The sequence below is a fragment of the Pseudomonas sp. NPDC090592 genome (assembly GCF_044769185.1).
Lineage (GTDB): Bacteria > Pseudomonadota > Gammaproteobacteria > Pseudomonadales > Pseudomonadaceae > Aquipseudomonas.
Genome location: NZ_JBIVXJ010000008.1, coordinates 103,767 through 118,330, shown reverse-complemented (window position 1 = coordinate 118,330; position 14,564 = coordinate 103,767). Strand labels below are relative to the sequence as shown.

Sequence of the window (14,564 nt, the reverse complement as noted above, 5' to 3'; positions counted from 1 at the left end):
CATCGCGGTCAACCATTGGGGCGTGCTTACAGCTCACGTCGCCAGAACAGTTCGTGTCGGCGCACAGCTTTGCGGAAGAACTCGTTCTCCCCGTAAGGCGAAGGGCGCCGCCCGGCCAGCCAACGCTGCAGCAAGCGGCGCAACCGGCGCTTGAACGGTGCTGGCGGTTGCAGGTCGTGCATCATGCCCAGGGCCATGGCCTTGTCGCGCTGGGTAGCCAGGTCCAACACCAGGCTGCAAGGGGCCCAGGCCTGGGCTGCGCTCAACTGCGGCGGCAGGGCCACGCCATCGCCGCTGTCGCCCATGGGCCAGCGGTCGTTGTCGTGCAGGTGGTTGGCGTAGCACAGCAGGGTTTGCGGCTGCCAGGCCAGGCCTTGCAGGGCTTCAAGCACGGCGGCCTGGGCGCAGATATGGTCGGGGTGTGGATCGAGCTGCGGGTGCGGCATCACCAGTACCTCTGGCTTGGCCATTTCCAGCAACGTGCGCAGGTCGGCCAGCAGGTTGTGCCAGGTTGGCGCACCATCACTGTCGGCCGGCAACGTGAACGGGTTGAACTGGCGGAACACGCGGATATCGGCAAGGTCGGCTTCACGTGAAGCAGCCGGCTGATCGGGCGCAGCCTGCATGGCTGGCAATTGCAGGCAGAAGTAACCCAGTTGCACGCAACGCGATTCCGGCACACCGGCCCAGCGCGGTACAGCGATACTGTCCCAGGCGCGCAGGCGGCCCTTCAGGCGAGCGGCCTCGGCTTGTTGCAGGCCCATCTGCTGGTAGTGCCCGGCTTCGATTTCGCCGGCAGTCAGCGTCACCACCCAGGTTTCATCAGCCTGGCTGTAAAGGCCATACGCGGCCAGCTCGGCGTCGTCGGCATGGGGCGCAATCACCATCACGCGGCGGCGTTGCAGCTCGACCGCCGGGGTTATCCACAGGCGCGGCTCGCCCAGCAGACGGCAATGACGACCACGCAAGCGCAACGTACCGGCTTGCAGCGGCGCGGCCAGCCCGGTCAGGTTGAGGAAGCGCACACCACCGACGCCACGCTCGAAGGTTTGTCGGTCGGCTTGATCGGCAGCCGTCAGCTCGACCCGAGGATCAAGGAACCGCCCCAGCCAGCTGCTTTTTACCTGTAGCTCAAGAATCAGGGTTTCGTCGCCCCGCAGTACGCAGTCAGCCTTGAGCCGGCCATCATGCAAGCTGGCAGGCACCTGCTGTGTCTGCTCACCGAAGTCGTACGCGTAGTCCTCTGCCGGTGCATAGAACAGGTGGTCGGCAAACCAGGCTTCATGGGCAGCCCAGAGCAGCGGCAACAGCAACAGTGGCAGCCACCACCAAGTGAAGACGCCCAGGGTGACCAGCGCAACCAGGCCTGCCAGCAGGCCCAGGCGCTTGTTGCGCCGGTGGCGCTTGAGCAACTGCTGCTTGCGGCTCACGCCTGGTACACCGGCACGGGGTTGCACCAACGGTCCTTGTACTCGCGGTCGGCGCGGCCGAACGAGAAGCGCAGTGGTTTGTTGCGGGCTCGGGCATCTTCCCAGGCGGCCTGGGTATTGAGGAAGCTCAGCACGCTGCCTGGGCTGAAGGCCTTGGTTTCAGGGTCGACACCGCCGTTGATGTACTCGACGCTGATCCATTCCGGCGCTTCGACGCGGTACACCAGCTGAATGGCAATCGGCTTGCCGTCCAGCAGCAGCACCGAACCAATCAGCAGCTCGCGCAGGCGCTGCAGCACATCGGCCATGCGCTCGGCACCGGTGGCCGGGAAGCCCCAGCGGCGCTGGAACAGGTCGCAGTACATGCTGGCGATTTCCGCCGCGCTGAAGTCGCTGATCGGGCGTACCACGCCACCCGCCTCTTCCAGCAGGCGCAGTTCGCGGCGCTGGTTGTAGCGGAACTTCTTCGACAGATCTTCAGGCGCCCGGGCCATGGCCAGCTGTTCCTTCTGCGCCTTGAGGCCGCTGAAACGGCCCTGGTTCAGTTCGGACAGGTAGCGCACGGTATGGCGCAGCGGGGCGGCAGCATCGGCCGCCGCCGGCAGGATGATTTCGGCATTGCCGAGGTCGAACAGGGCTTTCTTGCCGGCGTGCTTGAGCACGTCCTTGGACAGCGCCAGGTGGCGGCCCCAGGTCGGGATCGCGGCCTTGAGCTCGCCCGCCTGATGCCAGCCCAGGTAACGCACCGGGATCTGGGCCAGGTCGGCCAATTGCTCGACCACCAGCGGGTGGGTGGCGACGCTGCCGCCAAAACGGCCCCACGCCTCGGCATAGGTCTTGGCGTCGATGACTTGCCACCCGCGCTCGCGCAAGGCCTGGATACGATTGAGCATCAGGCCTGCCCCACCAGCGCACGCACCTGCGGCAGCTGCCAGAAGGCCTCACGCACCGCATGGTCGGAGAAACGTTGGTGCAGGCGCTGCAGCATGTGCTCGGCACACGCCTGACGCTGTGCAGTGTCCAGCGCGGCCATATGCTTCAGACCCTGTGCCAGCTGCGCAGCATCGCCCAGCGGGAACAGCACGCCAACGCCCTCGACCACTTCGCGGGCACCGCCGCACGCCGTGGCCAGCACCGGCACGCCAGCGACCATGGCTTCGAGCAGGACCATGCCGAACGGCTCGTGGTCGGAGCTCAGGGCGAACACGTCGAAGGCCTGGAAGTAGCGGCGTGCATCCGGCACCTGGCCCAGGAAATCAACTTGCCCGGCAATGCCCAGCTCGGCGGCCAGGGCCTTGAGTTCAGCCTCCAGGCGGCCTTTGCCGAGGATCGCCAGGCGGGCACCCGTTGGCAACCCGGGCAGCGCCTGGGCAAAACCACGCAACAGCGTGGCCTGGTCCTTGTCCGGGTGCAGGCGCCCGACGTTTCCGACGATCCACGCCTGCGCATCCAGGCCCAGTGCCCGGCGCGCTTCGGCACGCGGCACCAGGGCCGCTTGCAGGGCCTCGATGTCGATGCGGTTGTACAGGGTCTGGATGCGCTCGGCCGGCCACTGTGGCAGGCAACGGCGCATGTCGTCACGCACCGCGTCCGACACGCCCAGCAGGCTCAGGCGCTTGCTGAACAGGTTGGCGAAGAGGCGCCGCCCCTTGCGCTGGTAGTCGCCAAAGGCATGGTGCACGCCAATCACCGGCAGGCCGGTACCCAGCAGGGCCACGTAGATCGGCTTGAAGCGGTGGGCGATGCAGAACGCGAAATTGCGCTCGGCCGCGATCCGCCGCAACGCGCGGATCGCCCCAAGCTTCAGGCCGCGCACGGCCTTGGAGCTGAACCCCAGGAACAGTACCTCGTCCGAGGCGCAGCCGGCCGCTACCTGCGGGTCGGCGGCGCCGGTGAGGAACACCGTGGTGACCTGGTAGCCACGCCCCTGGAACAGGCTGGCGTACTGACGGGCGCAGTCCAGGAAAGGCCCGTCATAGCCATGGCAGAACTGCAGGATGCGCGGTTCAGAGCGGCTGGTCATAGGCGGCGGCGCCGTCCTTCACGACCAGGATGTCTTCCATGATCAGGTACTGCAGGTCTGAGCCGAAGAACATGTTCAGGGCGTCGGTCGGCGAGCAGATCATCGGCTCACCGCGGCGGTTCAACGACGTGTTCAGCGACACGCCGTTGCCGGTCAGGTCTTCCAGCGCCTTCATCATGTCGTAGTAGCGCGGGTTGTACTCGCGCTTGAGCACCTGGGCACGGGACGTGCCGTCCTCGTGCACCACTTCCGGCACGCGGGTTTTCCACTCTTCAGCCACTTCGAAGGTGAAGGTCATGAACGGCGCCGGGTGGTCGACCTTGATCATCTGTGGGGCGACGGTGTCGAGCATCGACGGGCAGAAAGGTCTCCAGCGTTCGCGGAACTTGATCTGGTGGTTGATGCGGTCAGCCACGCCTTCAACGCTCGGGCAGCCGATGATCGAACGGCCACCCAGGGCACGCGGACCAAACTCCATGCGGCCCTGGAACCAGGCCACCGGGTTGCCGTCGACCATGATCCTGGCGATTTGCTCTGGCATGTTGTCGAGCTTGCGCCACTTCGGCGCGTCCGGGTGACGGGCGCAAGCAGCGATCACGTCTTCGTTGGAGTACGACGGGCCGAGGTAAACGTGCTCCATCTTCTCGACCGGCACGCCACGGGCGTGGGAAACATAGGCCGCGGCACCCACGGCAGTGCCGGCGTCGCCGGAAGCCGGCTGGACGAACAGCTCTTTCACGTCCGGCCGGGCGATGATCTTCTGGTTGAGCTTCACGTTCAGCGCACAGCCGCCGGCAAAGGCCAGCTTGCCGGTTTCACGCAGGGTGTCGCCCAGGTAGTGGTCGATCATCTGCAGCGCCAGCTTCTCGAACAGCGCTTGCATGCTGGCCGCATAATGGATGTATGGCTCGTCGGCGATATCGCCTTCGCGCTTGGGGCCCAGCCATTCGATCAGTTTCGGCGAGAAGTAGAAGCCCTTGCCCTTCTCTTTATAGCGGCGCAGGCCGATGACGTTGGCGTACTCGGTGTTGATCACCAGTTCGCCGTTTTCAAAGCTGGCCAGGCGCGAGAAGTCGTACTTGCTGGCGTCGCCATACGGCGCCATGCCCATGACCTTGAACTCGCCGTCGAGCATCTCGAAACCGAGGAACTCGGTAATCGCGCCGTACAGGCCACCCAGGGAATCCGGGTCGAAGAATTCCTTGATCTTGTGGATCTTGCCGTTTTCGCCGTAGCCAAAGAAGGTGGTGGCGTATTCGCCTTTACCGTCGATGCCCAGGATTGCGGTTTTTTCCTTGAAGCCCGAGCAGTGGTAGGCACTGGAGGCGTGGGCCAGGTGGTGCTCGACCGGCTCGATCTTGACTTTTTTCGGGTCGAAGCCCAGCTGCTCCAGGCACCAGACGATCTTCTTGCGGTAGCGCTTGTAGCGACGGTTGCCCATCAGGATGGCGTCGAGGGCGCGATCCGGGGCGTACCAGTAACGCTTGGCATAGTGCCAGCGCGCCTTGCCGAACAGGCTGATCGGGGCGAACGGGATGGCAACCACGTCGACGTCGGACGGCTTGATGCCTGCCTGCTCCAGGCAGAACTTCGCCGACTCGTAGGGCATGCGGTTCTTCGCATGCTTGTCACGCACGAAGCGCTCTTCTTCGGCGGCGGCAATCAGCTTGCCGTCGATGTACAGGGCCGCGGAAGGGTCATGGCTAAGGGCGCCGGACAGGCCAAGAATCGTCAATGCCAAGGGATTAGCCTCTTCATTCGGTAAAAATGCGCCAGCGGCCTCTTGGGCGGGTGGCGGCTAAAGGGCGGGATTATAACGCAAACATCAGTGGAGGCACTGCTTAACCTGTGGGAGCGGGCGCGCCCGCGAACACCGACAACGCCGGTGCCATGCACCGCAGCGCCTGATTCGCGGGCACGCCCGCTCCCACAGGGTTTCCAAGGCAGTGGTTTACTCGGCGATCAGCCAGTCCATGCGGTAGCTACCGGCCGTCTGCGCCAGTTCATTGGCCAGCCATGGCAGCAGTTCCTTGAGTTCTTCCTCCAGCCCCCACGGCGGGTTGGCAATGGCCAGGCCCGAACCATTAAGCCCCTGCGGGCTGTCCTGGTGGTGCACGTACAGCTCGACCCGCAGCAGTTTCGGCGCACCGGTGCTGGTCAGGTCCTGGTAATAGCGGGTCAGCGAGCGCTGGTCCTTGATCGGGTACCAAATGGCCGCGACGGTCTGGCGCATGCGGCCAATCGCCTCTTTCATGGCAGTGGTGCAGCGCTTGAGCTCGTCGGCCTGCTCGAACGGCGGGTCGATCAGCATGATTGCGCGCTTTTCCTGCACCGGCAGCAAGGCCCGCGGCACATGCCAGCCTTCGCCCAGGTGCACGGTCACGCGCGGGTCTTTCTTCATGTTCTCTTTGAGCAGCGGCCCGTCTTCAGGGTGCTTCTCGTTGAGCAGGGCGCGGTCCTGCTGGCGCATCAGGCGGCGAGCCAGCTCTGGCGAGCCGGGGTAGTAGCGCAGCTCGCCGTCGGCGTTCAGGCGCTTGATGACACGCAGGTAATCAGCCGCCATGGCTGGCAGGTCATCGCGATTCCACAGGCGGGCGACGCCTTCCAGGTACTCGCCGGTGCGGGTTGCCTGGTCGCCTTGCAGGTCGTACAGACCAAGCCCTGCATGGGTATCGATGTAGGCGAACGGCTGTTCCTTGCGCGACATCAGGGCGATGAGGCGGGTCAGCACGATGTGTTTGAGGACGTCGGCGTGGTTGCCGGCGTGGAAGGCGTGACGATAGTTCATGGCAACTCCTGCGAAGGCGGCAAGTTTACCTTGCCTTGCAGGCGGAGTCAGGCCTGGCTGTCGATCGGCGGTGGCTTCTTCGCGGACTTGCCCGCTCCCACAGGGACCGCACTGGTTTCAGGCCCAGTGCAAATCCTGTGGGAGCGGGCGAGCCCGCGAAGCAGGCGCCGCCGATTCAACGGGTATTACTTGTCAGCGTGATACGCCGCATCAGCCGTTTCAAAGCGCTGCACCATCGCCTGCGAAGGGCTGCCCAGCTTGCTCACCACGAAGATGGCAATGCTCGCCAGCAAGAAGCCCGGGATGATTTCGTACAGGCCCCAGACATCAATCTGCTTCCACAGGATCACGGTCAGCGCACCGACCACGATACCGGCCAGCGCGCCGTTACGGGTCATGCCTTTCCACAGCACCGAAATCAGCACCACCGGACCAAAGGCAGCACCGAAGCCGGCCCAGGCGTAGGCCACCAGGCCCAGCACGCGGTTTTCCGGGTTGGCAGCCATGGCGATGGCAATCAGGGCGACGGCCAGGACCATCAGGCGGCCGACCCATACCAGCTCAAGCTGCGAAGCGTTCTTGCGCAGGAAGGCCTTGTAGAAGTCTTCGGTCAGGGCGCTGGAGCACACCAGCAACTGGCAGCTCAGGGTGCTCATTACCGCCGCCAGGATGGCTGACAACAGCACGCCGGCGATCCATGGGTTGAACAGGATCTTCGCCAGCTCGATGAACACGCGCTCGCGGTTCTCGGTAACCGGGCCAGCAAGGTCAGGGTTAGCCGAGAAGTAGGCGATGCCGAAGAAGCCCACGGCGCAGGTCCCGGCCAGGCACAGGATCATCCAGGTCATGGAGATGCGGCGGGCGTTGGCGATCGACTTCACCGAATCGGCCGCCATGAAGCGCGCCAGGATGTGCGGCTGGCCGAAGTAACCCAGGCCCCAGCCCATCAGCGAGATGATACCGATGAAGGTTGCACCCTTGAGCATGTCGAAGTTGGCCGGGTTGACCGCTTCGATGGCCAGGAACGTGGTGTCGAAGCCGCCGGTGGAGATCAGCACGATGATCGGCGTCAGGATCAACGCAAAGATCATCAGCGAAGCCTGCACGGTGTCGGTCCAGCTAACCGCCAGGAAACCACCGACAAAGGTGTAGGCGATGGTGGCCGCAGCACCAGCCCACAGGGCGGTTTCGTACGGCATGCCGAAGGTGCTTTCAAACAGACGGGCACCGGCAACAATGCCGGAGGCGCAATAGATGGTGAAGAACACCAGGATAACGATCGCCGAAATGATTCGCAGCAGGCCGCTGTTGTCTTCGAAGCGGCTGGAGAAGTAATCCGGCAGGGTCAGTGCGTCACCGTTGTGCTCGGTCTGCACCCGCAGGCGGCCGGCCACGAACAGCCAGTTCAGGTAGGCACCGACGGTGAGGCCAATGGCGATCCAGGCTTCGGACAGGCCGGAGAAGTAGATGGCGCCCGGCAGGCCCATCAGCAGCCAGCCACTCATGTCGGAAGCACCGGCAGACAGCGCGGTAACCACGCTACCCAGGCTGCGACCGCCCAGAATGTAATCGGAAAGGTTGTTGGTGGAGCGATAGGCGGCGAAGCCGATCAGCACCATTGCCGCGATGTAGATCACGAAGGTGATCGTTAGTGGATTGCCCATGCGTGTGCCCTGGCGTTTGTTTTTATCTCATGCACAACCGCAGCCATGGCGGTTGCACCCAGGCGGCGAATCCTATGCAACAACGCAAAGCAGGTGCAACCATTTTTCATTTGCAAGTTGCACCTGCCGGTGCATTTTTCGATAAAGCCGCTTTTTTGCTCCTTTTTGGAGCATAAACGTCGTTTTTAAGACAAAACCATGCCGAAAACGACCCCTCGCCTGGTGTGGAAATGTCTGTCAGACGAGTTGCACCTTGTTCCTGAAAAATTCGGGTTGCACCTGGTTGCACCCGAATTGTCCTACAGGCTAATCTTGGCGTCAGCTTAGGCCACAGCCGTGGCAATAACGAGGATAAGAAATGGCGACGACCACCCTTGGGGTCAAACTCGATGACCCAACCCGTGAGCGACTCAAGGCAGCAGCGCAGTCGATTGACCGCACGCCGCACTGGTTGATCAAGCAAGCGATCTTCAACTACCTGGAGAAGCTCGAGGGTGGTGCCACCCTGACCGAACTCAACGGTCATGTCAGCAACCTGGCCGATGACGCCGGCGAAGTCCAGGCCGACCACAGCCACCAGTGCTTCCTCGAATTTGCCGAGAGCATCCTGCCGCAATCGGTACTGCGCTCGGCGATCACCGCCGCCTACCGTCGCCCCGAGCAGGAAGTGGTGCCCATGCTGCTGGAGCAGGCCCGCCTGAGCGCCCCGCTGGCAGAGGCCACCAACAAGCTGGCGGCCGGCATCGCCGAAAAACTGCGCAACCAGAAGAGCGCCGGCGGCCGTGCCGGTATCGTCCAGGGTTTGCTGCAGGAATTCTCCCTGTCGTCCCAGGAAGGCGTGGCGCTGATGTGCCTGGCCGAAGCCCTGCTGCGTATCCCCGACAAGGGCACCCGCGATGCACTGATCCGCGACAAGATCAGCACCGGCAACTGGCAGCCACACCTGGGCAACAGCCCGTCGCTGTTCGTCAACGCCGCCACCTGGGGCCTGCTGCTGACCGGCAAGCTGGTCAGCACCCACAACGAATCCGGCCTTACCTCCTCGCTCACCCGCATTATTGGTAAAAGCGGCGAGCCGATGATCCGCAAGGGCGTCGACATGGCCATGCGCCTGATGGGCGAGCAGTTCGTAACCGGTGAAACCATTGCCGAAGCCTTGGCCAACGCCAGCCGCTTCGAGGCCAAGGGCTTCCGCTATTCCTACGACATGCTCGGCGAAGCGGCGCTGACCGAGCATGATGCACAGAAGTACCTGGCCTCCTACGAGCAAGCCATCCACTCGATCGGCAAGGCCTCCCACGGCCGCGGCATCTATGAAGGCCCGGGTATCTCCATCAAGCTGTCGGCGCTGCACCCGCGCTACAGCCGCGCCCAGTACGAGCGCGTGATGGAAGAGCTGTACCCGCGCCTGCTGTCGCTGACCCAGCTGGCCAAGCAGTACGACATCGGCCTGAACATCGACGCCGAAGAAGCCGACCGCCTGGAGCTGTCGCTCGACCTGCTCGAGCGCCTGTGCTTCGAACCGTCGCTGGCCGGCTGGAACGGTATCGGCTTTGTCATTCAGGCCTACCAGAAGCGCTGCCCGTACGTGATCGACTATGTCATCGACCTGGCCAAGCGCAGCCGCCACCGCCTGATGATCCGCCTGGTAAAAGGCGCCTACTGGGACAGCGAGATCAAGCGCGCCCAGGTCGAAGGCCTGGAAGGCTACCCGGTGTACACCCGCAAGGTGTACACCGACGTGTCCTACGTTGCCTGCGCCCGCAAGCTGCTGGCCGTACCGGAAGCCATCTACCCGCAGTTCGCTACGCACAACGCCCATACCCTATCGGCCATCTACCACATTGCCGGGCAGAACTATTACCCGGGCCAGTACGAGTTCCAGTGCCTGCACGGCATGGGCGAGCCGCTGTACGAGCAAGTGGTCGGCAAGGTTGCCGACGGCAAGCTGAACCGCCCGTGCCGCGTGTATGCACCGGTCGGCACCCACGAAACGCTGCTGGCCTACCTGGTACGCCGCCTGCTGGAAAACGGCGCCAACACCTCGTTCGTCAACCGCATCGCCGACCATTCGATCTCCATCCAGGAACTGGTTGCCGACCCGGTCGCCAGCATCGAGCGCATGGGCACCCAGGAAGGCAACATCGGCCTGCCGCACCCACGCATCCCGCTGCCGCGTGACCTGTATGGCAGCGAGCGGGCCAACTCGGCCGGTATCGACATGGCCAACGAACACCGCCTGGCGTCGCTGTCCTGCGCCATGCTGGCCACCGCCCATAACGACTGGAAAGCCGCCCCGCTGCTGGCCTGCGCCGCCAGCGAAAGCGCTGCCGCACCGGTGCTCAACCCGGCTGATCTTCGCGATGTGGTAGGCCATGTACAGGAAGCCACCGTTGCCGACGTCGACAACGCCATCCAGTGCGCACTGAACGCCGCACCGATCTGGCAGGCCACCCCGCCAGCCGAGCGTGCCGCCATCCTGGAACGTACCGCCGACCTGATGGAGGCCGAGATCCAGCCGCTGATGGGCCTGCTCATCCGCGAAGCTGGCAAGACCTTCGCCAACGCCATCGCCGAAGTGCGTGAGGCCGTGGACTTCCTGCGCTACTACGCCGTGCAGGCGCGCAACGATTTCAGCAACGACGCCCACCGCCCGCTGGGCCCGGTAGTGTGCATCAGCCCGTGGAACTTCCCGCTGGCGATCTTCACCGGCCAGGTGGCCGCAGCCCTGGCTGCCGGTAACCCGGTGCTGGCCAAGCCCGCCGAGCAAACCCCGCTGATCGCCGCCCAGGCCGTGCGCCTGCTGCTGGAAGCCGGCATTCCTGAAGGCGTGCTGCAACTGCTGCCAGGCCGCGGCGAAACCGTCGGTGCCGGCCTGGTGGGTGATGAGCGCGTCAAGGGCGTGATGTTCACCGGTTCCACCGAAGTGGCCCGCCTGCTGCAACGTAACGTCGCCGGTCGCCTGGACAACCAGGGCCGACCGATCCCGCTGATTGCCGAAACCGGCGGCCAGAACGCCATGATCGTCGACTCCTCGGCCCTGACCGAGCAGGTGGTGATCGACGTGGTGTCGTCGGCCTTCGACAGCGCCGGCCAGCGTTGCTCGGCATTGCGCGTACTGTGCCTGCAAGAAGACTCCGCCGACCGTGTGATCGAGATGCTCAAGGGCGCCATGGCTGAAAGCCGCCTGGGCTGCCCGGACCGCTTGGCCGTGGACATTGGCCCGGTGATCGACGCCGAAGCCAAGGCCGGCATCGAGAAGCACATCCAGGGCATGCGCGAGAAAGGCCGCTCGGTCTATCAAGTGGCAATCGCCGATGCCACCGAAATCAAGCGCGGCACCTTCGTGATGCCAACGCTGATCGAGCTGGACAGCTTCGACGAACTGAAGCGCGAGATCTTCGGCCCGGTGCTGCACGTGGTGCGTTACAACCGCCGCAACCTGGACCAGCTGATCGAACAGATCAACAACTCCGGCTACGGCCTGACCCTCGGTGTGCACACCCGCATCGACGAGACCATCGCCAAGGTGGTGGAAACCGCCAACGCCGGCAACATGTACGTCAACCGCAACATCGTCGGTGCGGTAGTAGGTGTGCAGCCGTTCGGTGGTGAAGGCTTGTCTGGCACCGGCCCGAAAGCCGGCGGCCCGCTGTACCTGTACCGCCTGCTGTCGACCCGCCCGGCCGACGCAATCGGCCGCCACTTCCAGCAGCAGGATGGCGAAGGCAAGCCGGACCGTACCCTGCACGAGCAGTTGATCAAGCCGCTGCACGGCCTGAAGGCCTGGGCAGAGAGCAACCAGCTGGCCGACCTCGCCGCGCTGTGCAGCCAGTTCGCCAGCCAGTCGCAGAGCGGCATCGCCCGCCTGCTGCCAGGCCCGACCGGCGAGCGCAACAGCTACACCATCCTGCCGCGCGAGCACGTGCTGTGCCTGGCCGACAACGAAGCCGACCTGCTGGCGCAGTTTGCAGCCGTGCTGGCAGTGGGCAGCTCGGCGGTATGGGCTGACGGCGAGCCGGGCAAGGCCCTGCGCAATCGCCTGCCGCGTGAGCTGCAGGCCAAGGTGAAGCTGGTGGCAGACTGGAACAAGGATGAAGTGGCGTTCGACGCCGTGATCCACCATGGTGACTCGGACCAGTTGCGGGGCGTTTGCCAGCAGGTGGCCAAGCGTGCCGGTGCGATCGTGGGTGTGCACGGGCTGTCCAGCGGCGATCACCAGATTGCGCTGGAGCGGTTGGTGATTGAGCGGGCGGTGAGTGTGAACACTGCGGCTGCCGGTGGTAACGCCAGCTTGATGACCATTGGCTGAGGCTGAGGGTTGTTGAAGAAAAGGGAGAGCTTCGGCTCTTCTTTTTTTATGGGTGTTTGTCTTGAGATTGGGGTTGGGCTGACAGGTGTTCGCCGCAGCAGTTTCAGCGCCTGTGAGATCGAGCGCCGCCCGCGCGGCGCTTCGCGGGGCAAGCCCGCTCCCACATTTGTTGCAACGTGCCGAACCTGTCAGGCCATGGTTGTCAGCCTTGTTGCCCTGACTGGACTTCTTGACTGGCGCATCCGCCGCTCCACCTGTCTTGAGACATGCACCAAGGCGGGCAACGCCGCTTCCACAGGCATGGCCACGTTGCAACAAATGTGGGAGCGGCGGTGCGGCGATCCGACTTGCCCCGCGAAGCGCCGCGCGGGCGGCGCTCGATCTCATAGGCGCAAAAATAATCAAGGCAAGCACCCGTATACCCCACCCCTTCTCAACCCATATCACCCAAACCTATTAACCTCCCCCCCCCACACCCAACCCCCTACACTCGCAGCATCCCGCCTCAGGACCGCCACCATGCCCGAGACCCTGCTCAGCCCCCGCAACCTCGCCTTCGAGCTCTACGAAGTCCTCGACGCCGAAGCCCTGACCCAGCGCCCGCGCTTCGCCGAGCACAGCCGCGAAACCTTCGACGCCGCGCTGACCACCGCGCGCACCATCGCCGAAAAGTTCTTCGCCCCACACAACCGCAAGGCCGATGAAAACGAACCGCGCTACGTGGACGGCCGTGCCGAACTGATCCCCGAGGTGAAACCCGCCGTCGATGCCTTCCTCGAAGCCGGTTTCCTCAACGCCAACCGCGATTTCGAAGTGGGTGGCATGCAACTGCCCAGCTTGGTCTCGCAGGCCTGCTTCGCCCACTTCCAGGCCGCCAACGCCGGCACCACGGCCTACCCGTTCCTGACCATGGGCGCGGCCAACCTGATCGAAAGCTTCGGCACTGAAGAGCAAAAGCGCCTGTTCCTGCAACCGATGATCGAAGGCCGCTACTTCGGCACCATGGCGCTGACCGAACCCCATGCAGGCTCTTCACTGGCCGATATCCGCACCCGCGCAGAGCCGGCAGGCGACGGCAGCTACCGGCTAAAGGGTAACAAGATCTTCATTTCCGGCGGTGATCACGAACTGTCGGAAAACATCGTGCACATGGTGCTGGCCAAGCTGCCGGACGCCCCGCCCGGGGTAAAAGGCATTTCGCTGTTCATCGTGCCCAAGTACAACGTCAACCCGGACGGCAGCCGTGGCCCGCGCAACGATGTGCTGCTAGCCGGGCTGTTCCACAAGATGGGCTGGCGCGGCACCACCTCCACGGCGCTTAACTTCGGCGACAACGGCCAGTGCGTCGGCTACCTGGTCGGCCAGCCTCATCAAGGCCTGGCCTGCATGTTCCAGATGATGAACGAGGCGCGCATCGGCGTCGGCATGGGCGCGGTGATGCTCGGTTATGCCGGCTACCTGTATTCGCTGGAATACGCCCGCCAGCGCCCGCAGGGCCGGCTGCCAGACAACAAGGATCCGCACAGCCCGGCGGTACCGATCATCGAACACAGCGATGTGAAGCGCATGCTGCTGGCACAGAAGGCTTACGTTGAAGGTGCATTCGACCTGGGTCTGTACGCCGCGCGCCTGTTCGACGACACCCAGACCGCCAGCGACGAAAGCACCCGCAAGCAGGCTCAGGAGCTGCTCGACCTGCTGACGCCTATCGTCAAATCCTGGCCTTCGGCCTTCTGCCTCAAGGCCAACGAACTGGCCATCCAGATTCTCGGCGGCCACGGCTACACCCGCGAATACCCGGTAGAACAGTACTACCGCGACAACCGCCTGAATCCGATTCACGAAGGCACCGAGGGCATCCAGTCGCTCGACCTGCTTGGGCGCAAGCTGGCGCAGAACAGTGGCGCCGGCCTCAAGCAACTGATCCGCCTGATCGCCAGCACAGGCGAACGCGCCAGCCATCACCCGAACCTCGACCCGCTGCGCCAGCCGCTGGAACAACTGGTCAACCGCCTGCAAAGCGTGACCCTCGCCCTGCTCGGCGACCTGGCCCAGGGCAAAGTGGCGGGCACCCTGGCCAATTCGGCCCTGTACCTCAAAGCCTTCGGCCACTGCGTGATCGGCTGGCGTTGGCTGGAGCAGGCCATTCACGCCGAGCTTGGCCTGCTCAAGGGCAACGCCAGCGACCGTAACTTCTACCTCGGCAAGCTGCAGGCCGCACGTTATTTCCTGACCTGGGAAGTACCGGGCTGCCATAATGAGCTGGCATTGCTGGAGGCGCGCGACGACACTTGCCTCACCATGCAGGACGAGTGGTTCTAAGGGGGAGCCACCGTGTACACGGAGG

The 14,564-nt window shown here is 64.2% G+C and carries 8 protein-coding genes; 2 read left to right on the top strand and 6 right to left on the bottom strand.

Annotation, left to right across the window (positions count from 1 at the left end; genetic code table 11):
- Window positions 1–26: 26 nt before the first annotated feature.
- The 6 genes from ACIQUI_RS09135 to putP form a co-directional block, all read right to left on the bottom strand.
- Window positions 27–1,430, bottom strand: coding sequence for a PIG-L deacetylase family protein (locus tag ACIQUI_RS09135; protein ID WP_403197551.1), 1,404 nt, complete (start codon window positions 1,428–1,430; stop codon window positions 27–29).
- The gene (locus tag ACIQUI_RS09130; protein WP_403197333.1) at window positions 1,427–2,323 is read right to left on the bottom strand and encodes an antimicrobial resistance protein Mig-14; all 897 of its coding nucleotides are present in this window, start codon (window positions 2,321–2,323) and stop codon (window positions 1,427–1,429) included. The genes ACIQUI_RS09135 and ACIQUI_RS09130 overlap by 4 nt, the downstream gene beginning before the upstream one ends.
- Window positions 2,323–3,453, bottom strand: a complete 1,131-nt coding sequence (locus ACIQUI_RS09125; protein ID WP_403197330.1) for a glycosyltransferase — start codon at window positions 3,451–3,453, stop codon at window positions 2,323–2,325. The genes ACIQUI_RS09130 and ACIQUI_RS09125 overlap by 1 nt, the downstream gene beginning before the upstream one ends.
- Window positions 3,437–5,194: a carbamoyltransferase gene (locus ACIQUI_RS09120; protein WP_403197328.1), complete on the bottom strand. Its 1,758-nt coding sequence runs from the start codon at window positions 5,192–5,194 to the stop codon at window positions 3,437–3,439. The genes ACIQUI_RS09125 and ACIQUI_RS09120 overlap by 17 nt, the downstream gene beginning before the upstream one ends.
- 210 nt (window positions 5,195–5,404) lie before the next feature.
- The gene (locus tag ACIQUI_RS09115; RefSeq protein ID WP_403197325.1) at window positions 5,405–6,241 is read right to left on the bottom strand and encodes a 23S rRNA (adenine(2030)-N(6))-methyltransferase RlmJ; all 837 of its coding nucleotides are present in this window, start codon (window positions 6,239–6,241) and stop codon (window positions 5,405–5,407) included.
- A 185-nt stretch (window positions 6,242–6,426) separates the two neighbouring features.
- On the bottom strand, window positions 6,427–7,905 hold the full coding sequence (gene putP / locus ACIQUI_RS09110; RefSeq protein WP_391129610.1) for a sodium/proline symporter PutP: 1,479 nt from the start codon (window positions 7,903–7,905) through the stop codon (window positions 6,427–6,429).
- Between the two features lie 358 nt (window positions 7,906–8,263).
- On the opposite strand from putP, the gene putA reads away from it, so the two are divergent.
- Window positions 8,264–12,217 carry a trifunctional transcriptional regulator/proline dehydrogenase/L-glutamate gamma-semialdehyde dehydrogenase gene (putA, locus tag ACIQUI_RS09105; protein WP_403197322.1) on the top strand — a complete coding sequence of 1,318 codons (3,954 nt, stop codon included), beginning with the start codon at window positions 8,264–8,266 and terminating at the stop codon, window positions 12,215–12,217.
- Between the two features lie 519 nt (window positions 12,218–12,736).
- Window positions 12,737–14,539: an acyl-CoA dehydrogenase gene (locus ACIQUI_RS09100; RefSeq protein WP_403197319.1), complete on the top strand. Its 1,803-nt coding sequence runs from the start codon at window positions 12,737–12,739 to the stop codon at window positions 14,537–14,539.
- The last annotated feature ends 25 nt before the right edge of the window (window positions 14,540–14,564 follow it).

What these genes read in the sequence shown, in the direction of transcription:
- ACIQUI_RS09130 (WP_403197333.1), bottom strand. Translation starts at nt 2,323, where the DNA reads ATGCTCAATCGTATCCAGGCCTTGCGCGAGCGCGGGTGGCAAGTCATC.
- ACIQUI_RS09125 (WP_403197330.1), bottom strand. Translation starts at nt 3,453, where the DNA reads ATGACCAGCCGCTCTGAACCGCGCATCCTGCAGTTCTGCCATGGCTAT.
- ACIQUI_RS09115 (WP_403197325.1), bottom strand. Translation starts at nt 6,241, where the DNA reads ATGAACTATCGTCACGCCTTCCACGCCGGCAACCACGCCGACGTCCTC.
- putP (WP_391129610.1), bottom strand. Translation starts at nt 7,905, where the DNA reads ATGGGCAATCCACTAACGATCACCTTCGTGATCTACATCGCGGCAATG.
- putA (WP_403197322.1), top strand. Translation starts at nt 8,264, where the DNA reads ATGGCGACGACCACCCTTGGGGTCAAACTCGATGACCCAACCCGTGAG.
- ACIQUI_RS09100 (WP_403197319.1), top strand. Translation starts at nt 12,737, where the DNA reads ATGCCCGAGACCCTGCTCAGCCCCCGCAACCTCGCCTTCGAGCTCTAC.